The sequence below is a fragment of the uncultured Pontibacter sp. genome, from assembly GCF_947492645.1.
Taxonomy (GTDB): Bacteria; Bacteroidota; Bacteroidia; order Cytophagales; family Hymenobacteraceae; genus Pontibacter.
This window is the reverse complement of sequence record NZ_CANLMZ010000003.1, coordinates 385,885-408,626: the sequence shown is the minus strand read 5'-3', so window position 1 is coordinate 408,626 and position 22,742 is coordinate 385,885. Positions and strand designations below refer to the sequence as shown.

The 22,742-nt window shown below is 45.9% G+C and carries 15 protein-coding genes; 6 read left to right on the top strand and 9 right to left on the bottom strand.

Going from position 1 to position 22,742, the window contains the following annotated elements; all coding sequences use genetic code 11:
* Nucleotides 1–247 precede the first annotated feature (247 nt).
* From Q1A23_RS04545 to Q1A23_RS04520, 6 genes are all read right to left on the bottom strand, one after another.
* Nucleotides 248–1,537, bottom strand: a complete 1,290-nt coding sequence (locus tag Q1A23_RS04545; RefSeq protein WP_299820081.1) for a pitrilysin family protein — start codon at nucleotides 1,535–1,537, stop codon at nucleotides 248–250.
* 19 nt (nucleotides 1,538–1,556) lie between these two features.
* Nucleotides 1,557–2,672 carry a type IX secretion system outer membrane channel protein PorV gene (gene porV / locus Q1A23_RS04540; RefSeq protein ID WP_299820078.1) on the bottom strand — a complete coding sequence of 372 codons (1,116 nt, stop codon included), beginning with the start codon at nucleotides 2,670–2,672 and terminating at the stop codon, nucleotides 1,557–1,559.
* Between the two features lie 51 nt (nucleotides 2,673–2,723).
* Nucleotides 2,724–6,530, bottom strand: coding sequence for a type IX secretion system sortase PorU (gene porU / locus Q1A23_RS04535; protein ID WP_299820075.1), 3,807 nt, complete (start codon nucleotides 6,528–6,530; stop codon nucleotides 2,724–2,726).
* 148 nt (nucleotides 6,531–6,678) lie between these two features.
* Nucleotides 6,679–6,930, bottom strand: a complete 252-nt coding sequence (gene purS / locus Q1A23_RS04530) for a phosphoribosylformylglycinamidine synthase subunit PurS (RefSeq protein ID WP_299820072.1) — start codon at nucleotides 6,928–6,930, stop codon at nucleotides 6,679–6,681.
* Nucleotides 6,927–7,631 (bottom strand): CDP-alcohol phosphatidyltransferase family protein, encoded by a 705-nt coding sequence (locus Q1A23_RS04525; protein ID WP_299820071.1) that lies wholly within the window; start codon nucleotides 7,629–7,631, stop codon nucleotides 6,927–6,929. Before Q1A23_RS04525 ends, purS begins: the two co-directional genes overlap by 4 nt.
* A gap of 20 nt (nucleotides 7,632–7,651) precedes the next feature.
* Nucleotides 7,652–8,287: an MBL fold metallo-hydrolase gene (locus Q1A23_RS04520; protein WP_299820068.1), complete on the bottom strand. Its 636-nt coding sequence runs from the start codon at nucleotides 8,285–8,287 to the stop codon at nucleotides 7,652–7,654.
* Between the two features lie 82 nt (nucleotides 8,288–8,369).
* On the opposite strand from Q1A23_RS04520, the gene Q1A23_RS04515 reads away from it, so the two are divergent.
* Genes Q1A23_RS04515 through Q1A23_RS04505 form a run of 3 tightly spaced genes read left to right on the top strand, consistent with a single transcriptional unit; the run spans nucleotide 8,370 to nucleotide 13,815 of the window.
* Nucleotides 8,370–9,458, top strand: coding sequence for an FAD-dependent oxidoreductase (locus tag Q1A23_RS04515; RefSeq protein ID WP_299820065.1), 1,089 nt, complete (start codon nucleotides 8,370–8,372; stop codon nucleotides 9,456–9,458).
* Between the two features lie 4 nt (nucleotides 9,459–9,462).
* The gene (locus tag Q1A23_RS04510) at nucleotides 9,463–12,654 is read left to right on the top strand and encodes a hypothetical protein (RefSeq protein WP_299820062.1); all 3,192 of its coding nucleotides are present in this window, start codon (nucleotides 9,463–9,465) and stop codon (nucleotides 12,652–12,654) included.
* Between the two features lie 9 nt (nucleotides 12,655–12,663).
* Complete coding sequence (locus Q1A23_RS04505) at nucleotides 12,664–13,815, top strand: serine hydrolase (protein ID WP_299820059.1); 1,152 nt, start codon at nucleotides 12,664–12,666, stop codon at nucleotides 13,813–13,815.
* Nucleotides 13,816–13,899: 84 nt separating this feature from the next.
* On the opposite strand, the gene Q1A23_RS04500 is transcribed toward Q1A23_RS04505, so the two are convergent.
* On the bottom strand, nucleotides 13,900–15,441 hold the full coding sequence (locus Q1A23_RS04500; protein WP_299820056.1) for a SulP family inorganic anion transporter: 1,542 nt from the start codon (nucleotides 15,439–15,441) through the stop codon (nucleotides 13,900–13,902).
* Between the two features lie 341 nt (nucleotides 15,442–15,782).
* Complete coding sequence (gene purQ / locus Q1A23_RS04495; RefSeq protein WP_299820052.1) at nucleotides 15,783–16,475, bottom strand: phosphoribosylformylglycinamidine synthase subunit PurQ; 693 nt, start codon at nucleotides 16,473–16,475, stop codon at nucleotides 15,783–15,785.
* 131 nt (nucleotides 16,476–16,606) lie between these two features.
* Here purQ and Q1A23_RS04490 point away from each other — a divergent pair, with 131 nt between their 5' ends.
* The 3 genes from Q1A23_RS04490 to Q1A23_RS04480 all read left to right on the top strand — a co-directional run bounded on the left by Q1A23_RS04490 (nucleotide 16,607) and on the right by Q1A23_RS04480 (nucleotide 19,751).
* Nucleotides 16,607–17,485: a YicC/YloC family endoribonuclease gene (locus tag Q1A23_RS04490; protein WP_299820049.1), complete on the top strand. Its 879-nt coding sequence runs from the start codon at nucleotides 16,607–16,609 to the stop codon at nucleotides 17,483–17,485.
* A 465-nt stretch (nucleotides 17,486–17,950) separates the two neighbouring features.
* Complete coding sequence (locus Q1A23_RS04485; RefSeq protein ID WP_299820047.1) at nucleotides 17,951–18,754, top strand: M57 family metalloprotease; 804 nt, start codon at nucleotides 17,951–17,953, stop codon at nucleotides 18,752–18,754.
* A gap of 196 nt (nucleotides 18,755–18,950) precedes the next feature.
* Entirely contained in the window at nucleotides 18,951–19,751 is an 801-nt protein-coding gene (locus Q1A23_RS04480) for a M57 family metalloprotease (RefSeq protein WP_299820044.1), read from the top strand.
* 222 nt (nucleotides 19,752–19,973) lie between these two features.
* On the opposite strand, the gene Q1A23_RS04475 is transcribed toward Q1A23_RS04480, so the two are convergent.
* Nucleotides 19,974–22,622 (bottom strand): S8 family serine peptidase, encoded by a 2,649-nt coding sequence (locus Q1A23_RS04475; RefSeq protein ID WP_299820041.1) that lies wholly within the window; start codon nucleotides 22,620–22,622, stop codon nucleotides 19,974–19,976.
* Between the last annotated feature and the right edge of the window lie 120 nt (nucleotides 22,623–22,742).

The window sequence follows — 22,742 nt, the reverse complement described above, 5'->3', positions numbered from 1 at the left end:
GAGTAGGTGGCCGCCAACCCCAACACAGGAGCGCCCCGCACCCAAAACGTGCCGGGGCGCTCTGCGTTTACCCCCCCAGCCAACCGCACAAGGCCCGGAGACGGCGCAAAGCCCAAAGGCGCGGCAGGCAAAGGCCAAGGACACGCCCAAAGCGGCCAAAGCCCCTTAAACGCGAAAGCCCCCAAGCAGCAGAGCCCCCGCCGGTCGGCGGGGGCTCTGCGCGTTTACAGGACAGGGGGCCCGCCCCTTAGTTGTAGCGGCCCGCAACCGCTACGTGCAGCTCATGCTCCTGCAGGTAGTGCTGGGCAAGATTGCGTATTTCTGTTGCAGTTACATTTCTGATTGTTGCTATGTAGTTATTATAATGATCCTGTGGAAGGTCATTTAGAACTATTCTTTTATATCTGTCGCACTGTTCAAATATAGTTGCAATGTCATTCAAGAATTTACCTAACATGTAGTTCTTTACTGTTTCTAACTCAGCTGTAGGAACTTCCTCGTTTTGTAAAATTGCTATCTCCTTTTTTATCTCGTTTATAGTGTCTTCTGTTACAGAGCTTTTAACATCTGTGCCTATAAAGAATAGCGTATCATGCTCCTTTGGAGATATAGCTGAATATATACCATAAGTATAGCCTTTGTCCTCCCTTATATTCTTCATCAACCTTGACCCAAAATAGCCTCCAAAAAGCTCATTCATTACTAAGAGGCGGTGATAATCTGCGCTGTTCATGAGTGGAAATTGCTTTCCAATTCTTATAGATGACTGGATGCTCTCAGGCATTTCTACAAGTTTTGTCTGAGCAGCAGATTGCACAGGAATGCCTTTCTCATCTTGATCAGTAGCAGCATCGCGATGCTTTAATTTTAATTTACCTATACTTGAAGACAGGTGATGATGAATATTTTTATCAATTGCGCCGCAAGCAAAAACTTCTAATTCCGTTGTTACAAAGTGCCTTAAATAGAAATATCTTACTTGTTCCTGTTCTATCCTATCAAGGTCTTGCTCATCATAACCAAATATATAGGGATGGTTATTGCCATAAATTTGTCGCGTAAATGCATGTGTAGCCAGGTAACTGTTTTTCTGCCTTTGTACCTTTAAGTTTTGCTGTGATCGCTGTTTTAACAATTTAAATTCACTTTCCGGAAATACAGGATTCTCAATTACCTCCAATACAATTGGCAATAGCTCGTTTACATACTTTGACAAGCAGTAAAGCGTAATCTCAGTTCTATCGTATCCATGGTTTACATCAAGTGACGCGCCATAGAAGGCTACCTTTTCGGCTATTTGTTTAGCTGTTAGTTTTATTGTGCCCTCTAATAGCATTTTGGCGGTTAAGTCGGATTGCCCATTTTCCTGTTCGTACCACTTACCGGCCTTAAAAACAAAATCCAGCCTGATTACAGGCTGGGTTTCGCTTATGATACTGTGCAGTCTTGCTCCGTTGTCTAAATGTGTTATTTCAGCAAACTGAAGTGTTACTGCATCTATTTCGTGTATATCTGGTGCTTTTGTTCTGTCAAGCATTCTAAAGTATTATAATCTTTTATTCTAAGTTCAACGCAATGCTAAAACGTAGGGTTTGCGCTAAAGGGTTATTTTGGTCGTTTGGAATAAGGTAAGCAGCGTCAATACCAAATTTCTGGTAGCGTAAGCCTAGGCCTAAAGAGAAATACTTTCTTCCACCTTTTTCCGGGTGCTCGTAAAAATAGCCTGCGCGTGCCGCAAACAAGTCATTGTACCAGTATTCCAGGCCAGTAGAGAATGTTACTTCCTGTAGTTCTTCGCTAAAGCCACCTTCTGCATCCCCGAAAGAGGTAAATATACCGCTAAGTACAGTTTGAGTACTGTCGGCACCTGGAGATGGCACCAGAAGTTTGTTTGCATCTACAAGCAGCGTTAATTTATTATAAGCATCCAGGTTATAGGTTACCGCTGTTCCAAGCTTCAGGTTTGTAGGCAAAAAGTCTTTCTCATCTCTGGAAGTATAAGATATTTTACCACCAATATTAGAAATGTTAGCTCCTAGTCCTAAATTAACCTTTTGGCCTAAATCTTTATTATAGTATACACCAACATCTACAGCTGCTGTATTGCCTGGCTCTGATTCAAATGATTGTGTTGAACCACCGACATTAACATTGCCTGCCAAGTTTGAATGTATAAAACGGGCACCTATACCAAGACTGAAGTTTTCGCTAAGGGCCTGGCCATAGGCTACAGATATAGTATACTCTTTTGGGTTATAATCTTGTATGGGGTTACGCTGTTCGTCTATGAACTGTATTTCTCCCAAATCAAAGTATAAAAGCGATACAGATAGTGCAGATGTTTCGTTCAGCTTTTTATAACCGGAAAGATAGCTAAGCGACATATCATCAACAATGTTGCGCAGCCAAGGTGAGTAAGAGAAGCTAACACCTAGATCATTTTGGACGAAACCTAATTTAGCAGGGTTCCAGAAAGGAGAGTTTGCATCTGGGCTAAGAGCTACGCCAGCATCGCCGAGAGCAGCAGAGCGGGCGTCAGGCGCTACAGTTAGAATTGGTACTGCAGTTGTTACTGCATTGCTACCAACCGTAGATTGCGCGAAAGCAAAAGGCGCTGAAGCAAACGATAAAACGAAAGCGATAGCCTTTATTAAAGTACTTCTTTTATACATATAGTGCGTGTTGATAATGCTATATCAAATATAGAAATATTGAATTAACTTTTAGTTTAATATTACAAGCTTTTCAAATTTGGATGTCTTGGACCCATCCTGCTGCGACCGTACATTTACCTTATAGATATAAACGCCTTTTGCCAGCACATCATTGTATTCGTCTCTGCCATCCCACGATAAATCTGCAATGTGCGCCTTGCTGGCGTAACTCGTAGTTTGTAATGTTTTCACTAATTTGCCTGAAATGGTGTAAATCTGAATCTGAACATCTAAGTTCTCACCAGCCCTGTTGTGGTCGAAATGGAAAGTCGTTTTAGTAGAGAACGGGTTAGGATGGTTCAGCACATGGTCTAACGCAATTTTGCTATCATTAGATACAATAAATTCTATGTGTTCTTCGGTAGCATTGTTATAAGTGTCCCAAGCTTTGATTGTAAGTGAGTGTGGCCCAGGTGCCAAATCCTTAAAAGTATATTTTACCCTACCTGACTGATAGCTGTCCGGATCTGATGTATAGTAATCATTGAGCACTATCAGGTTATCACGTTTCTCATCCAGTATGGCTGTTATTTCGTGTCCTATACCTAAGCCTGCAGTATTAATGCCACTTTCGTCATAGATTTTAGCCAGAAGAACAGCATCTTTAGCAGTAGTACCCCCAAACACAAAAGACTCATCATTCATGTACAATTGTAGGGTAGGAGCCGTATTGTCTGTTTGTACGTTTTTGGCAGCGCCACCTACTATTACCGATTGGTTAGCACCAAGTGCATCTTGTAGACTATTACTGGCATAAAGTGATATTTTCCCTTGTCCATAGTTGTAGGCAATATCTTTAGGAACAATGAAGCTGACATCAAAAATGCCATTCTTTACCGTTGCTTTACCATCATAGAGCACACTTTCGCGCACATTTATAGAAACTGGCGGTGAATTGTCGTCACCGAAGGTTCTCAGGGTAATAGGCTTCTCATATACAGTAACCTGCACCTCTCCGTTAAAATCCGTGGCAACGCTTCCAGCTTTTGTTGCAACATGGCCTTTAAGGTTTATCTTACCCAGCGCACTTAACGTATCGCTTGCTACTGCCTTATTGTTGATGTGCGTAATTTCTGTATTTAAAGTTGCTGAAGCTAGTTGCTGCGAGGGGTCTGCCAGTAGTGAAAAATTACGGTTGTTAACTCCCCTAGACCCACTTACATTATCTGTGATACTGTTGTTTTTAGTATTTAGCACCAGGTCGCCGAGGCGTGTTTTAGAGCCAGCAACTGGTGTGAAAAAGCTCTTGAAGAAGTTGCGGTTAAGCACGCGGTTGCCATTAGAGTATACAGGGCGCGTTGTAGTAATCAAACCTACAGCGCCTCCATCAGGGTATAAAAGTGCAGCCTCCGCGCCAGATACGCCTGAAGGGTTATCATAACGGCCAAATTCGCAGGTAGCTGTAAGTAAAAATGTAAGTCTGTCTTTATTTGTCCAAGAGTTTATTCTTGGTATAGTAAGAATCTGTTCAGCTGCCCAGCTAACTTCGTTGCCATGCCCTGTATAGTTTGTAATCACAGATCCCTGTTCAATGGCTTTATCTAAAGCGGCCATAGCGTCCGGAGATGATTGCCCGTTGGCCTCGAAGACCTGCCGGTAGAGGTCTAAGTATACTTTATTGGGGTTATAGTCAGGGGCATTCGTGTACAGAAAATTAGCTAAAAACTCTGCATCATTCTGGTGCTCGTTATAATCCCCGTCATCAGATACAAGCGTTACCCGGCTGCGCCACTTCCCGAAGTGTGTGGGGCTGTCGTAGTTGATGATCTTGCTGACCATTGTGGCAGCCTCAGCAGGTGTTGTAGCAGGTAGTCTGCCTATTCCAATATCCAGCAGATGGTCACCTATGGTTGATTCAGCCCATTCCCCTTCCTCATCATCCAAGAATCCGAAATAATCTTCGGATGAGTAACTGGAGATAGGATGCAGCGATTGCCTTGACTCGTAGATGGGTACGAAGTTGGTGTTGTTGCTCAGGCGGTTTTTATAATCATAAGATGCATCGCCAAGCAAAAGCAGGTACATGTGGTCCTCGCCACTTTTATTGCTACGCTTGTAGAGCATACGCATAAAGTCACGGATAGCGGATACATCCTGGGCACCAGAAGAGAACTCATTGAATACCTGTGTGGTGGTAGCAACCAATACCTGCATTCCGCTGTGTGTGCGGCGGTGTTCTGCTAACCTGTTAGCCTCCTGCAAAAACCGTGGGTTAGTGATGATCACAAAATCTAATGCACCATCTAAGTTTTGAGCGTGTAGGTTCTGGTTATTTACTTTGCCTGCTGCAATAGGCTTAAAGGTGATGTTGCTTTGCAGCACTACAAATTCGTGCAAGGTGCTGGTAGTAGTGCTGAAGCTAAGTTCTGAACCTGCGTCGGCTTGCTGTAGTACCGGATCCAATGGGTTGGTAACATCCCATACCATGGCGCCAGCAGGTGCACTCGCTATCCTAAACATACTTACAGGCGTGGCCATACTTGCTACTGACCTGAAGCTGGTTTGCTCGCCCTTAAATCTTAGCTGCATTTCGTAGTTAAGCTGCAGGTAATTAAGGTAACCCAAAGAGGTAGAACTGCCGCCTGTGCTAAAGGTTAGGTTTGTTTCCAGGGTTGTGGGGGCACCAAGCGCTTGTTGGTTTATAGTATAAGTTTGTATACTGTTTGTGCCTTCCGGGTGATAGCTGTATGTACCCCGCGAAGGTATGGACTGAGTGCCTAGCATCTGGTTGTTTACCTTAACGGTAAAAGAAGTTGCCGTTGGTGCGTTAGCCATCAGGAAAGCAGTAAGTTTAACATCTGAGCCAGCCACTATATCTGAAATGGGCAAGCTGATGTTATGAGAGGAAACAAACGAGCTGAACTCCTCTCCATACCATTCACGGCCAGAAAAAACCATGTTCTTGAGGTCCCGCTCATGAAAGTGGCGCTCGTTGTAAGTTGTAATAGTTTGTGCTGCTCCTGCTGTCTGTCCACGGGTATTTATGCGCTTGCCCTGTGCAGATCCGATTCTTAAAAAGTAAAAGGCGGTGTCGGTGTAAACGTTGTAGTTATGCTTAAACTGCTTTTGCGTAGCATCATACTCCCAAGTGTGCGGGCCCTGCGCGTAAAACAATACATAATCGTTGTCATCAAAGCGTCCGTCTGTTTCGCCCACTACCATGACCGAGTTCTCTACCAGGTCATCGGGGCGGTTGCTATTGTTTGGCTGCGGAAGCATACCGCCGCCGTTGCCATATAACTGTATAGTTTTAGGGTCAATCCCTTGAGTGTTTACACCTAAAGTTTGGAGCAGCGCCTTGTCTACTTTATACACGCCTGATGCTGTGACCGCAAGTTTATACCAGGTGCCGGTGCTCAATACAGAGCTGTTGCTGAAATTTGCGGTGCTGGTACGGGCATTAGATGCTTTGGCTGTTGCCAGGTTATGCTTGTAGCTAAAAGAGGTTAATTTCTCAAGCTGGCTTGTTTGCGGGTTGCGCCGGATAGGAAGTATAGTTATTACAGCTACCTGGGTTTTGTTTTTAGTGCTGTTAGTGATATGCACTTCGGGGGTAGAGCCAAAGTTATACTTTGCCAACAGCTTCTGGTCTTCGGAAGTAAAGGGTTGATAAACAGCCTCAGCTAGAGACAGGTTCTCGATGTGGTAAGGTAATCGGAAACGGTAGTAAGGAATACGCTCTGTGGGATCAACGGTAGCGCCTGCAAACGTAGGGATTTTAGCAGGCAGGTTGTTTAAAGGGAGTACCGCTTCATAGCCCTGCCAGTTTATGTTTATACTTTGCTGCGCCTTGGTTTGAAAGGCGAGTAGGCTCAAAAGCAGGAACGCGCTAATAAAAACGAGTCGGAATTGCCCCATTAGATAACCGTAGTTTTGTTGTAAAAGAGTGCCATAGTTTACTTGCTATAGCACCCTTTTGCAAAGTAACAAAATTACAGGTAATTTATTGTATTTCAGCAGGATTTTACGCCTGTTTCAATTCATAAGTATAAGACTCCATAATTAGGTTGGCCAGCAGTTTGCTACATGCTTTATCAACTTTCTCACGGGCAATTTCTTCAGTCTCAGCCTCTAAATTCAACGTGATGTGTTTTCCAACACGTACATCATCTACTTGGTCCAGGCCAAGGTGCTCCAGGCCAAGCAGTACGGCCTTACCCTGTGGGTCTAACAATTCCGGACGAGGCATTACATCAATTTCAGCGATGAATTTCATGAGTTTGAAGTTTTTTTGAAGATAGACAAAAGTATGTACAGCACTATGATAAGTGGTATGGCTGCGAAGTTAAGAAGAGCCACCAAGATAACCGACAGAATCAGGAAAATAAACCGAACAGAATTATCCTGCCAACTTAAGTTTTTAAATTTAAGAGCGAACAACGGCAGTTCGGCCACAAGTATGTAAGAGAGCACCGTTATAAGTATAACCAGCACCCAGGGGTTAAGTATAAACTCGTAATGGGCTAAGTCGCCGTGCTCTAGTATAAGCGGCAACGAGGCTACAAAAATAGTACAGGCCGGCGTAGGCAAGCCAATAAATGAAGTGGTCTGGCGGGTATCGATATTAAACTTAGCCAGGCGCAGCGCCGAGAAAATTGTGATCAGAAATCCGTAGAACGCTACTATCTCAATCGGAAAGCCCAGGAAGCTGTCTCCGCTACGCTGAAGAAGTATAAACATGATTGTGCCGGGTACTACGCCAAAAGATACCATGTCGGCTAATGAGTCCAGCTGTTTGCCAATTTCGGAGTAAGCGCCCAGTACACGCGCAATCATGCCATCCATAAAATCCAGCGCAGCGGCAATGCCTACCAGATAAGCCGTGTAAACCAGTTGCCCCTCAAAAGCAAAGTATAAAGCCAGGCAGCCCGAAAAAAGATTAAGGCAGGTAATGGCGTTGGGTATGTGTTTTTTCATGTAAAGTGGCGGTAAGTATACTACCGCAGAAATGGGTTATACTTTTTCTCGTAACCGATGGTAGTTTCAGGGCCATGGCCCGGGTAAACTGTTACATCGTCGGGAAGGGTAAACAGCTTTGTTTTTATACTTTGGATAAGCGTGTCGAAATCACCGCCGGGTAGGTCTGTGCGGCCTATACTTGCCTGGAACAGCACATCACCGCCAATCACGGTCTTATCTGCCTTGTTGTAAAAAACTATATGGCCCGGAGCATGGCCCGGAGCAAAAAGCACCTCTAGTTCTGTGTTTCCAAATTTAACGGTATCGCCTTCCTTCAGGTATTTTCCTGGCAGTTGCTCTTTATACTGCGGAAAGCCATAGTTAGAGGCATAGGTTGGCACGGCACGAAGCACTTGCTCATCTTCAGGGTGTATCTCTAACGCTACGTTATAGGTATCGGCTACAAATTTGTTACCCAGCACGTGGTCGATGTGGCAATGTGTGTTTAACAGGCGCACCACTTTCAGGTTATTGTCTGCAATGTACTTTTTAAGCTCTTCCTGTTCGTGTTTCTCGTAGCAACCCGGGTCTACCACCACACATTGTTTGGTGTCGTCGTACAGCAGGTAAGTGTTTTCCTGAAACGGATTAAAGGTAAGGCAGGTAATCTTCATCGTTTATACTTTTTTGCTTTCTAGCCCACAAAATCGGAGCCTAAGTTACGAATTTCACCAGTACATCTTGTAACTTGCCTCTATGAATTACGATTTTATAGTTGTTGGGCATGGGTTGGCAGGCGCCGTTTTAAGCTATACTTTACGCAAAAGAGGCTACCAGGTGCTGGTGATTGATGAGCCCAGAAAAGATACTGCATCGAAGGTAGCGGCAGGTTTGGTGAACCCGGTGGCCGGCAAAAGATTTGCTAAAGCGTGGCTGGCTGATGCGTTTATACCGGCTGCCGATGCTTTTTATACTGAACTGGAGCAGCGATACGGGCAGCAACTATACTTTCGTAAGCCGATCTATAAAATTTTCTCATCGGTAGGGGAGCAGAATACCTGGATGGCTAAAAGTGCAGACGAAGGCTGGCAGGGTTATATATCTGCAACGCACACCCAAAGTATAAACCAGCCAGATGTACAAGACCCCTTTGGCGGCATTATGATTAACAAGGGCGGCTACCTGAAAGTGGAGGAGACGCTGCGCCTGCTCGAGAACGAATTGCTGGAGCAGGGAATGCTTCTGCCAGAGCGCTTCGAGATGGAGCACTTATACTTGACAGAGACCGGTGTGCAGTATAAAAACATTACGGCGAAGAAGCTTGTTTTCTGCGAAGGCTACCAGGTAGTGCGTAATCCATACTTTAAATGGTTACCGCTGCAGCCCACTAAAGGCGAGGTGCTTGATGTTGAACCGGATAATTTCAAGTCGGATTGCATCTATAATAAGGCGGTTTACGTTGTTCCGGTAGAAGGCAGCAGGTTTAAAATTGGGGCAACCTACGATTGGCGCCAGCCCAATGAAGAACCATCGGAAGCCGGTAAAGATGAGCTTTCGGAGCGTTTTAGCCAGATCACCCAAAAATCTTTTAAAGTGATAAACCACAGGGCGGGCATACGGCCAGCTGTGCGCGACAGGCACCCATTGGCCGGTACGCACCCGGAGTATAGCCAATTAAGTGTGTTTAACGGGATGGGATCAAAAGGGGTGCTGATGGCGCCATACCTGGCTGACAATTTTGCAGATGCCTTGGCAGGTAAAACTGAGCTGCTCCCGGAGATACACATTTCGCGATATTTTTCGTTATATTACGACTACATAAAACACCAGAACCATCAAACCTAAGCGCATGCGTTTTTATACAAGGTTATTGTTGCTCTTTTTGCTGTGCTCGCTAGCTGCAAACACCCTGCAGGCGCAGCCTGGCCGGGATGTTTTCGGAAAGAGCCGCATTCAATATAAAAATTTTAACTGGCAGCTATACAGCACCCAGAATTTCAATATATACTTCTATAGCGGAGGCAACGAAGCAGCCCTTAACGCAGCCGACTACGCTGAAAGGGAACTGAAGCGCATTACCAGCCTGATCGGGTATTATCCCTATTCCAAAATCACACTTATACTTTACAACTCCACTACTGACCTGCGCCAAAGCAACATTGGCCTAGACCAGGACCAGTACCAGACAGGCGGCGAAACCTTGTTTATGAAAAACAAGATTGAGCTGGCTTTTGAAGGCACACAAACAGAATTTAAACGCGACCTGAGTTTTACGCTTACCGAGCTGCTGCTGAACGATATGATGTATGGCGGCAGTTTAAAAGAGGCTTTGCAGAGTAGCTACCTGTTGCGCTTGCCTGATTGGTTTATCAGCGGGGTGGCGGCTTACACAGCAGAGGGCTGGAGTATCCGGATGGACAACTTTATGCGCGACATGCTGCAGGAATCGAAGCAGAACCCACAGGTTTTCTTTACCCGCGATCCCGAGCTTACAGGCCAGTCGATGTGGAATTACATTGCCGAGCGCTACGGCTATACTTCTATCCAGAACATACTAAACCTTACCCGCATTACCCGCGATGTTGAAATTGGCATCACCAGCAGCCTGAACATACCATACAAGCGGTTTCTGCAGGACTGGAACAATTACTACGTACAAATAAACACCCGCTCTGATAACCAGTTGGTGCCTGTGCCCGAAACAGCCAGGTTGTTTAAGAAGAACAAGCACGAGCATCATTACGCTGCGCCTACGCTTAACCCTGCCGGCACCCTGCTTGCCTACTCCGAAATAGACAATGGCAACTTTAAGATTATCGTGCAGGATGTGCGCACCAAGAAGAGCCGCGTGGTGTGGCGCGGCGGCTACAAAACCCTGGACCAGATGATAGACTACAAGCTGCCTGTACTGGCATGGAGGTCTAACAACCAGCTTGGTTTCGTGGAAGCCCGCAGAGGCAAAATGACCCTGCGACAGGTAGATGCCCGCTCCCGTTATACTTTACTGCCCTTCTACGAGAACCTGACAACACCCGCCGCCACCCTGGATCAGTTTACGCAGGTATATGACATGAGCTATTCTGAAGATGGCCAGCGCATAGTTGTAAGTGCCTTAAAAGACGGACAGACGGATATTTTTATGCTGAGTGCTAACGGGCGCTTGCAAAAGCAGCTAACAAACGATATCTACGACGATATCCAGCCGGCATTTTTACGTGGGGGCCAAGGCATTGCCTTTAGCTCTAACCGTTGGGTAGATACAACCGGAGCCACGCAAACTGCCTCTTTTGCAAGCATTGTAAACAACTACGATATCTTTTTGCTTGATGAGCAGGGAGTAAACCTGCGGCAGCTTACCAGTTCGGTTGCCAGCGAGTTAAGGCCACGCGCCACCGAAGATGGCAATATTGTATACTTAGGCGAGGCAAGTGGCATCAGAAGCCTGTACCGCTATAACATTAGCACCGGCACCAGTACGCCTTTTACCAACTTTATACAGGGCATCGAAGACTATGACTTTGTAAGCAATTCCAACACCTTGGCTTTTGTGGCGAAAGACCGCTCCCGCGATTTTGTATATTTAGTGCCAGCCTACGAAGGCGCGACGCTGCAGGAGCTGCCAAAAACATCACGCCAGATTATACTTGAGGCCAGGGTAAGAGCCCCACAGCAGGCAGCAGCTACACGTAAGCTACTGGAAAGCGAAAACAGAAAGAAAACCCCAGCCAGAACAGAAGGCGAAGTAAACATAGAGAACTACCAGTTTGACGTGGAGGACCAGGAAGTTGTTAAAACCGACAGCACCAGGGCTAACAATACTACTGTAAGGCGGCCAAGCGCAGCAACTGCAAACCAGCAAATTTCCGGGCCGCTGGACTACGATGTGCGTTTTAGTGTGCAGGAAATCGTTACCTCCGTTTACTCAGACCCACAGTTAGGCTTTGGTATAGTGGCAGGCGTTAATATGAGCGACCTGTTCGAGAACCACCACATCAGGGGGAGTGCCTTTATCAGAACCGACCTGGAAACGAGCCGTGTTTGGGCAGAATACATGAACCTGAAAAACCGCGTGGACATGGGATTCCAGTTCCGCCGCGATATTATACTTACTGAAGTAGAGGAAACCGGCGCCAGGCTTCGCTTCTCTAAAAATGAGTTTTCTCCTATACTGGTTTATCCACTTAGCCACAGCACCAGCTTAAGGGCACAGCCAAAGTTTGTTAACACCCGCTTTACTTTTGTAAACAGCTTTGCCACCCCGGATAGCATCACAAATTTTGGTGGGGCAAACATAGAGTTTGTGTATGATAACTCGGTAAGTACAGGAGTAAACATGAGAGAGGGCACTCGCATGAAGGCGGGTATACTTTCGCTTAAAGGCCTGGAAGAGTCGTCGGTTAACTTTAGCAAATTTTACATTGACCTGCGCCATTACCAGAAAATACACCGGCAGATAATACTCGCAGCACGTGTAGGCTATGGTTCATACTTCGGTAACTCGCCTAAGCGCTTCTTGATAGGCGGTATGGATAACTGGCTGCTTGCCGAGGACGATGATGAGACAGAGCAAAATGATATTCTGATACAATCTCCTGCCGACCTGTTTTACCTGGAGTATGCCACACCACTCAGGGGTTTTAACTTTAACACCCGCAATGGCACCAAATACCTGATGGCAAACGTAGAGTTGCGCGTACCTTTAGTGCAGTACCTGTACAATGGGCCTATTCCATCCGGGTTCTTCCGGAACCTGCAGCTTACAGCTTTTGGCGATGCCGGCTCTGCTTATAATGGCTCCAACCCTTTTACAGGCAATAACTCCATCAACACACGCGTAATCGGGGGTAAAGTAAGCCCAACCGAAACAGACCCGTTCGAGGTAACTGTAATTAACTACCGTAACCCGTTTTTGGTTGGCTATGGTTTTGGTGCGCGTACCACGCTGCTAGGTGTTTACGGAAAGCTTGACGTAGCCTGGGGCGAAGAAGATTATGAACGTAAAGGGCCTAAGTTTTATATAACCTTAGGTTACGACTTCTAACATCTTGGCATGAATAGAAAAACGAAGCGCTTCGGCATAGGCGCTATACTTCTGCTTGCTTTAGGAGCAGCCTGGATATATATGGCTGACAAGAACTACATCTACAAGGCTGTAGTATATAATTTTGCAGATATAGATGACCGCGACATATTTGACCAGCGCAAAATAGACGCACCCCGAAAATCACAGCCGTGGCCTTTAGCTTCACGATACAACAAAGTGAGCCTGCCCGATGAGCTTGTGCAACTCCACCTGGATATCCAGTCTGTTGCCTTTCTGCTTGTCCACAACGATTCTATACTTTACGAGCAGTACTGGGACGGTTATTCAGATGAGTCGCTGAGTAACTCGTTTTCGATGGCTAAAAGTATGGTAAGTATGCTGATGGGGATAGCGATCAAAGAAGGCCACATCAGAAGTGTAGAGCAGCCCGTAGCTGATTTTCTTCCGGAGTTTAAGGAAGGCAACAAAGCCAAAATCAGGATAAAGCATTTGCTGTGGATGAGTTCTGGCCTGGATTGGGATGAATCGTATAGCAGCCCTTTTTCTGTAACAACAGAAGCATACTATGGCCCTGACTTAAAGAAGGTGATTAGCAGGCTTAAAGCTGTGGAGGCACCGGGTTTAAAATTTAGTTACAAAAGCGGCGATACGCAGGTGTTGGCGTTGGTGCTGCAAGCAGCTACAGGCAAAAGCTTGAGCCAGTTGGTAGAAGAAAAGCTATGGAAACCGCTAGGCGCTGAAGAGGATGCAGAGTGGAGCCTGGACCAACGCGACGGAATAGAGAAAGCCTACTGCTGCTTTTACTCCAATGCCCGCGACTTTGCGCGTATAGGCAGGCTATACCTGAACAACGGCACCTGGAACGGCGACACCATTGTGCCGCCTGCCTACGTTAAAGCATCGCTTACAGCTAGCGGGCTGGTAGATGCCAACGATAAGCAAAAAGTAGATTTTTACGGCTACCAATGGTGGCTTATACCTGATTATAAAGGGCAGAACATCTTTTACGCCCGTGGTATACTTGGGCAATACATTATTGTTATACCTGAGAAAAACATTGTAATGGTGCGCTTAGGAAAAGAACGTGCCGAACGTATAGGCAAGCATCCTGGCGAGGTGCTGGCCATGATTGATGCAGCGAATAAACTGGTGCCGTAACTTTACATTTAAGCAAGTATAAAAAGGAGAGGCCATACTTTACAAAGTATGGCCTCTCCTTTTTATACTCCGTTTATACTTGCATTAAGCCAGTTTATCGGTAACGACGGCGTAGTTAGGATCTTCAAGGATATTTACATCAATCACGTTCTCGGCGTTTTTGAGCAGCAGCAAACAGTCTGGACTCAGGTGCTTTAAGTGTAGCTTTTTACCTGCTTTGTTGTAACGCTCGGTTAGTTTATTCAAGGCATCAATACCAGACATGTCGGCTACCCTGCTTTCCTTGAAATCGATGATCACCTCATCCGGATCGTTTAAAACGTCGAACTTTTCAGTAAATGCGGCCGCAGACCCAAAAAACAAAGGGCCGTACATTTCATAGTGTTTTACACCGCTGGCATCTGTATACTTTCTGGCTCTGATGCGCTTGGCGCTTTCCCAGGCAAATACAAGGGCCGCTATAATAACACCGATAAGCACGGCAAGGGCAAGGTTATGCAACCAAACCGTTATGGCAGCCACCAGAATGCCCACAAACACATCATGCTTAGGCATTTTATTGATGATCCGGAAACTGATCCATTCAAAAGTGCCGATGGCAACCATGATCATAACGCCTACCAATGCAGCCATCGGAACACGCTCGATAACCGGAGCCCCCACAAGTATGATTATCAGAATAGTGATGGCAGCAACAATACCGGCTAAGCGGGCCCTTGCACCAGCCGACAGGTTCACCAGCGTTTGCGCTATCATGGCGCAGCCGCCCATCCCGAAGAAGAAGCCGTTAAGAAGGTTTGCGCTGCCTTGTGCCAAGCTTTCTCTGTTGCCGTTGCCACGGGTGCCGGTAATTTCATCAACCAGGTTCAGGGTAAGCAAACTTTCTGTAAGGCCTACTCCGGCCATAATTAGCGCATAAGGAAATATTACCTGCAGCATCTCAAGTGTTAGCGGCACCTCGGGCACATGAAAAGGAGGGAAGCCACCACTTACAGCTGCAATATCTTTTACCATTTTAGTGTCTATGCCAAAGCCAAACACAACAGCAAATACAACAATAATAGCCACCAAAGACGGCGGTACGGCCTTTGTAATGCGGGGCAGCAACACAATAATAGCAATTGTTAAAGCAACCAATGCAGCCATAATGTACAACTCACTTCCCAGCAGCCACGTTGATTCACCGTTTACCACCGTTTTAAACTGCTCTATCTGAGACATGAATATGATGATTGCCAAACCGTTTACGAAACCATACATAACCGGCTGAGGCACTAAGCGAATAAACTTGCCTAGCTTAAACAAACCGACAAGTATCTGTAAAACACCGGCTAGGGCAACTGCCGCAAAAACATACTCAAGGCCATGCGACTGCATAAGGGCAATAAGTACAACTGCGGTTGCGCCGGCCCCACCGGATATCATACCGGGCCTGCCACCAAGTATGGCTGTAACCAAACCCATTATAAAAGCGGCATACAACCCAACTAAGGGCGGGAAGCCCGCGATAATGGCAAAGGAAAGAGATTCCGGGATCATGGTCATGGCAACAGTAAGGCCAGCCAGAACTTCAATTTTATAATCGACTTTTTTACTGAAGTCGAACAAACGTACTAAAGGCTTCATCTATAGAAAAAAATTAAAACAGGACATAGGCTGCCTTATTAGCGCACGTACAGCTTGTACAAAGTATAACCATGCAAATAAAGTATGAGCATACAGAAACAGTCTCCAGAACCTTTTGCTACGGTGCCTGGAGAAAAAAGAAGTTAGCTTACAGAGAACTCACGGTGGAGTGAGGGATATGAATGGTGTAGCTTTTCTCATTGTGGGTGCAAAAGTATAAAATTTAAAGGAAACTGCTACTGCACTTACGCATTGGCTGCTGCAAAGTATACCTTGTAGTAATGCAAAAGCCCACCTGCAGTATGGTGCAAGTGGGCTCTTAAAGAATATTTTATACTTAATTAGGCGTTTACAGCCTGCATAATCGATTCAAAAATGGCCAGGCCATCGGTGTTGCCTAGCTCAGGATCTACGGCGCGCTCCGGGTGCGGCATCATGCCAAACACATTTTTCTTCTCGTTGCTGATACCGGCAATATTAAGCAAACTGCCGTTTATGTTATACATATCGTGTGTATCGGCTACGTTGCTGCTGTACTTAAACATGATCTGGTCATTGTCTTCCAGCTTGCGCAGGGTTTCTTTGTCGGCGTGGTAGCGGCCTTCGCCGTGGGCTACTGGTATTTTGTAAGCTTTGTCTAGGCTAAGCTGGCTGGTTGGCAGCAGGTTGTTTGTAACAGGCTTAATGTATACGTTATCGCAGATAAACTTCTGGTTTACGTTGCGCAGCAGGGCGCCAGGCAGTAAACCAGCTTCTGTTAAAATCTGGAAGCCGTTGCATATACCCATTACATAGCCACCGCGGTTGGCATGCTGCACCACCTCCTGCATAATAGGAGAGAAGCGCGCTATGGCACCAGAGCGAAGGTAGTCTCCGTAAGAGAAGCCGCCTGGCAAAAGTATAAAGTCACAGCCTTGTAAGTCGTGGTCTTTGTGCCACAGTTTTACAACTTCCTGCCCAATGCCGTGTTGCACAGCATCTACAAGGTCTTGGTCGCAGTTGGACCCCGGGAAAACTACTACACCAAATTTCATGTACAAAGGTAATTAAAATATATTGGCACGCACACACTTAGAACGGGCTTTTGATAGCTTTGGTGCTGCCTGCAACGCAAAAGTGAATAATTATACTTAATTTGCCAAAGTATCATTTTTAGAATAAGATTATGTTGCAGTCCATGACAGGCTTCGGGAGTGCCCGACTTGATTCTGATCAATACACGATTTCAGTCGAAATCAGATCTTTGAACTCTAAGGGAATGGACCTGAGTGTGCGCACGCCGCGGTACCTGAACGAGAGAGAGTACGAAATACGAAATATGCTTACCAAAGCTCTTGTAAGAGGTAAGGTGTCTGTTTCTGTTGATTATACCAAGAACAAATCGCAGAAGGCCAAGAACAACATTAACCGCGATTTGCTGCAAGTATACTATAACGAGTTAAGCCAGGCTGCTGATGCCGTAGGTGCATCAAAGCAGGACCTGTTCCGGTTGGCGCTGCACATGCCTGAAGTGTTGCAGCAGGAGCAGGACGAGGAATCCGGCGATGCGGATTGGGAGGTAGTGCAGCCGCTGCTAGAGGAGGCAATCAAAAACCTAAATGTCTTTCGTGCTGATGAGGGCAAGGCCTTAACAACCGAGATCATGTCTTACATAGACAGAATACGGATACTGTTGGCCGAGATCGAGAAGCACGACCCTGTGCGCATGGAGAACATCCGTAACCGGGTAAGGGGGCACCTGGCAGAGATATCCAATTCAGAATACTTTGACAAGAACCGCTTTGAGCAGGAGATGGTGTACTTTATGGAGAAACTGGATATTGCCGAAGAGAAGGTAAGGCTTATAAACCACCTGCACTACTTTACCGAGACAGTTTACCTGCCGGAGCCAACCGGTAAAAAGCTCGGCTTCATATCTCAGGAAATCGGCCGCGAGATAAACACTATCGGTTCTAAGGCAAACGATGCCACCATACAGCACCATGTTGTAGAAATGAAAGAAGAACTCGAAAAGATAAAAGAACAGATCAATAATATTCTTTAACCCTCACCAACGGATATTTAAGTCCGCCTTACTGCAACTGTTGCTGTAAGGCGGACTTTTTTTGTTTATAAACCGCTCAGCACAAGTATAAAATCAGTTAAATATAGGTAAAAAGCATTTGTTACTTTTTGCACGAAAAGAGGTACATTTTTGATAGGATTTCTTTTAAATTTTGATGCCATATTAGTCTCCTGCCCGTTTAGGCTATGTTACCTTCAATTGCAATTATTCCTGTTTTTAAAGGATGTTATCTTATACTTTTGAAATACTGGACACTTGCCCATAGTTGCTTTTAGGCAACTTAAGTTCTGGTTCAGCCCTCCTTCCACCCTTAACAGACTTAATCTGTCCGCTTATGCTCGCAATAGCTGTGTTCTGATGGCTTTTGAGGGGTTGCCTGGCGCTATGATGCACTTGTATTTCTGTTTATTTAACTATATGTCTAACTTTTAATTTTTAATGTTTATGAAATTACACCGTTTACTAGCGGTAGCTGCCCTGGCAGTTACAATCGGTTTTACTTCTTGCCAGCAGGAAGAGGAAATCACAAACAAGTCTGAAGTGTCTGAGTCGACGTTGAGCCAGATTGCTGCCATGGGCTTTAACAACCAGAATGTGCAGAAGGTTGATGGCGGTTACATTGTGGAAGGAGATATCTTCTTAGGCGATAAAGACCTTACGAGTGCTTACGACCAGAAAGCATTGCGTGTAGGCGAAGCCGAGCAATACCGCACAAATAACCTTGTTAGCGTTGGTAGCACTACTCGTACTATTAAAGTGGCCATCTCTACTAGCTTACCATCAACTTATGTTGCTGGCTTAGATGAGGCTATCCGTCGCTATAACGCAGAAAACCTTAGAATTAAGTTTCAGCGTGTTTCTTCTGGATACAACATCCTGTTAACGAAGGCTCCATCAGGATCTTCTTACCTTGCTTCTGCTGGTTTCCCATCAGGTGGCAACCCATACAACAGAGTGCAGGTAAACTCTGACTATATGGGTTCTAACCCTGGTACAAGCTATCTTGCCACTATCCTTGCCCACGAAATCGGCCATTGCATCGGTTTCCGCCACACCGACTACATGAACAGAGCGTATAGCTGCGGCGGTTCTTATTACAACGAAGGTGCCAGCACAGTTGGCGCTGTTCACATCCCAGGTACACCTACAGCTGCAGATCCAAACTCCTGGATGCTGGCTTGTATCGGAACAGGTGGCAACCGTCCGTTCAACTCAAACGACAGAACTGCGCTTAACTACCTGTACTAGTAGGTCAGTTAAAGTATAAATTCAGGAGCCCCATGTACTTGGGGCTCCTTTTGTGCCAATAAGAGGAGTATACTTAAACTTTGATTAGAGCTAACATGGGGTGTAGGGGCTTGCTGCTAAAACATTCTCATAAAACGCTTTGATGATCATCCTGCTCCTGTAATACCAGTATGTCTAACTTAAAATACTTACAAACATGTTTGCAAAACGCCTGTTATTATTCTCAGCTGTAGTAGCTGCACTTGGATTCACTTCTTGCCAGCAGGAAGAGGAAATTACAAACAAAGAAGAAGCTTCTCAGGAAGTGTTGACTCAGATTAAAGCGCTTGGCTTTAGCAACCAAAACGTGCTAAAGGTAGATGGCGGTTTTGTAGTTGAAGGCGACATTTTCTTATCAAACAACGACCTGACAGCTGCGCACAATACCAAGGCGTTACGTGTAGGTGAAGCCGAGCAGTACCGCACCACAAACCTGGTGGCTGTTTCTGGCTCAAGGGTAATCACTATCTCAATGGATCCTAAGTTGCCTGCCAGCTACGGCCCGGCATTAGACGAAGCAATTGCGCGTTATAATGCAGAGGGGCTTTCTATCACCATGCAGCGTGTGTCTTCTGGTGGTAACATCGCCATTTCTGCCGCACCTAGATCTGCTCAATACCTGGCATCTGCTGGCTTCCCAACGAATGGCAACCCGTATAATAAAGTTCTGGTTGCTGAGAGATACATTGGTAAATCTCCTAACACAAACTGGTTCGCCACAATTCTTGCCCACGAAATCGGTCATTGCATCGGTTTCCGCCACACCGATTACATGGACAGAAGCTATAGCTGCGGTGGCGGTTATACAAATGAAGGTGCCAGCTCTGTTGGCGCAATTCAGGTTCCGGGCACGCCTGCTGCTGCAGATCCAAATTCCTGGATGCTGGCTTGTATCGGTTCTGGCCAGAATCGTCCGTTTAACTCAAATGATAAAATTGCTTTAGATTACCTGTACTAATAGGTAGATAAATAAAACAGAAAGGCTCCTGCACTTATTTGCAGGAGCCTTTCTGTTTTCAGGGCTTTTTATACTTGTGTAAAATACAGCCAGTATACCTAAGTATAGCTTTGTTCCCGGATAATAGGCTGTTAAAGTATAAACTAACCTGCTACTTCGCCAAATTGCTGCAATACTTCTTGTTTTAGTTTTAGCCCGAAGTATAAACTCCTAAAGTATAGATTACAGTACAAGCACCCTGGTAGCAGTATACTTGCCATCGGCGGTTTTTAGCCGCAGTATGTACAAGCCTTTCGTAAGGCCGGTAGTGTTCAGGGTTTTGATTACGCCGTTTTCTTCAGTTTCTCTTACTAACCGGCCAAGCTGGTCGTAAAGCTGCACCACAGCTGCATCATCTACTGTGGCAATGGATAGAGCAGCGCCTGCAGTTATTGGATTAGGATACACTTGCACAATGCTCTCCGTTACATGAATTGCCTCCTCTTCATCGCTGTAATAAAAAGTGCCGGTTTGAGTTTCTATTTTAATTCTGTAGCGGTTGTTGCCTTGGTCAGGGTTTAAATCGGTAAGCTGAACTGTGGTGCTTGTAACAGGGCTTATTGTTTTTGCAGGCTCGTAAATGCCCTTTACCTGGCGTTCCAGCGTAACCGACACTACTTGGTAAAGGGTACTCAACTCCAGGTTAAAGCGCATGGTGTCCATTACAAACTGCTCCGGTAAAAAGCTTTTAACGTAACAACCTGTACCTTGCTGCTCAAAAGCTACGGCATCGCTTGTTTCGGCTAGCATACCTTCTACAACAGGTGCTACCAAAATAAAATCGCCTAAACTTTGCAGCGTTTTTTTATCAAGTATACTTAGTGTATCAGGTGTAACCAGTAGCGGTGCCTGGTAGGCTTTGTCAATGTAAAGTAATTGATACGCTGTCACACCGCTTATAGCAGGCCAGTATACCATCGCTTTGTCGGTACAGTCGAAGCCAACTTGCAGCTTAAGTTGTTTCGTAAGTATAAAAGGTGCTGACTCTATGCTTTGTGTTTCCGTTGTAAGCCTGAGCTGTGCCAAGGCCACGGTATCAGGAGCCTCCCAGTCAAAGTATAAATCGGTTGCACTTACCTCTTGGATAGGTGTCCAGCTTTTGTCTTGAGAAAATTTATACTCTAGTTGCGCAGGTTCAGGTAGTATACTTCCTTGCCAGCGTAGTCTGTTTACCTCACCGGCTTTTAAGCTTAGCCCCAGCGCAGGATATAACCACTCCAGTTCGTGCTCATACTCATAGACCAGGCTAAACGCCTGGTCCTCGTCCTGCACCTGGTAGCCAGTTACGAGAAGCCCATATGTTCCGGCAGCAGGCAGGTCTATGGTAACCTGTTCTATGTTGTTCAGTCGGTCTATGCCTCGTTTTGCTGGTTTGGCCAGCGAATCAGCATGCGGATAGGTGCTAAGAACCCAGGGGAGCCAGCTTGTGTTTGAGTTGCTTTGCTTAACTTCCAGGTCCAGGTCGTTGATTAAGGCTTTAGCTGCATTGGGTTGCGCTTCGGTATCGTGCCAGACAATTGTTACCTTTAAGGCCTTGGCACCTTCCGGTACAGTTATCGAAAATGCCTTTTGCTCGTTTTGTGCTACTGCATCCTCAATAAAGCGGGCATCTTGGATACTTTTTATCGCGCCCAAGGCATCTGTATTCCCAAAACCTGACTCAAAATCTACCGCTTTGCGCCCAACATCATCGGCGCTGTTAATTAAGGCCGCTTTTACAAGGGCAGCAGAAGGCAGGGTGCCATCAAATTTATTTTTATAAGCCTGTTGCACCAGCACAGCCACTCCAGTTACAACAGCGGCTGCCTCAGAGGTGCCCCCAATGCCATAAGCTACCACTTCAGGTTTTACTCTGCCATCATAAGCAGGGCCTTTCGAGCTTAACAAGCCTATTTTGTTATCCGGCTCAATTGCGCCAACGGTAAGTACATTTTTAGAATTTTTAAACTGACCGGTTAGATTAGCAAAGCCCGGCAGGTTGGCATAAGTACCTGTTGTTTCAACTTGGTTGCCACTATTCCCCGACGAGAAAACATGCAGCAGCGTTTTGTTCTGAAACGTTTGTGCGTCGTAGGCGGCAGATTCAAGTCCGTAATAGTTCTCCACGCCCACACCGTAAGAGTGGTTCTGCACACTAATGCCGTTGGCAACAAAGGTATTGCTGTTATCAGGAAAGAGCTCTTTGAAGTCTGATGTGGCAAGTATGGCTTTGGGGGCTATGCCTTTGCCTCGTGGCCCTGAGTTGCCGGCGCCGGCGATAATGGTAGCCATGGTGGTGGCATGTGGGGTAAAGGCCTCTCCAAAGTTTTCGGGGGCAAGTACACGTGCCTTCAGGTCGATGTCATCAGGGTTAAAAGCCCCTTCTTTTACAGATGCCACCATTCCGTCACCGTTCAGATCGGGGAAGCGGGCCTGCACTACCGGAATATTATTTGCAGCGAAATTTACGTCTTTCAGTTCTGCTTCAACTTTGGGTGTTCTGTTGGGCCTGTCTATAAACGTAACGTAAGGGGAGCTGAGCAACTTCTTAAGCTGGTCTGGGTTTACGGCAGTAAGCAAAACGACATTAGATGTACCGCTTTGGTCTTGTATTTTAAGCTCTAGGTGCTGCTCCTTTAGCCACGCTTTAAAGGCTGCTTTGTCTTTTATTGCTACTCTGTAGTTGCCGGCCTTATTCTGATCCAGCGCCTGATGCAATACAGGTGCCAGTTTAACCTTTGCCTGCCTTTGCAGCGCAGCATCTTCTTTGGTTTGAGCATGCAGCGCAAAAGGCAAGGCCATAAAAGGCAAGAGCAGCAAACAGTTCTTGTAACACCTGTAAAAGTTTAGCATACTTGAATAGTGATAAACAAAGATTTTCTCTGGCTGAGAAACGCATAATAACACTAAAGCTAAAAAAATGGACGCAATAACACAATACCTCCGGGCCACCTTAACAGTTATATTTTAGGC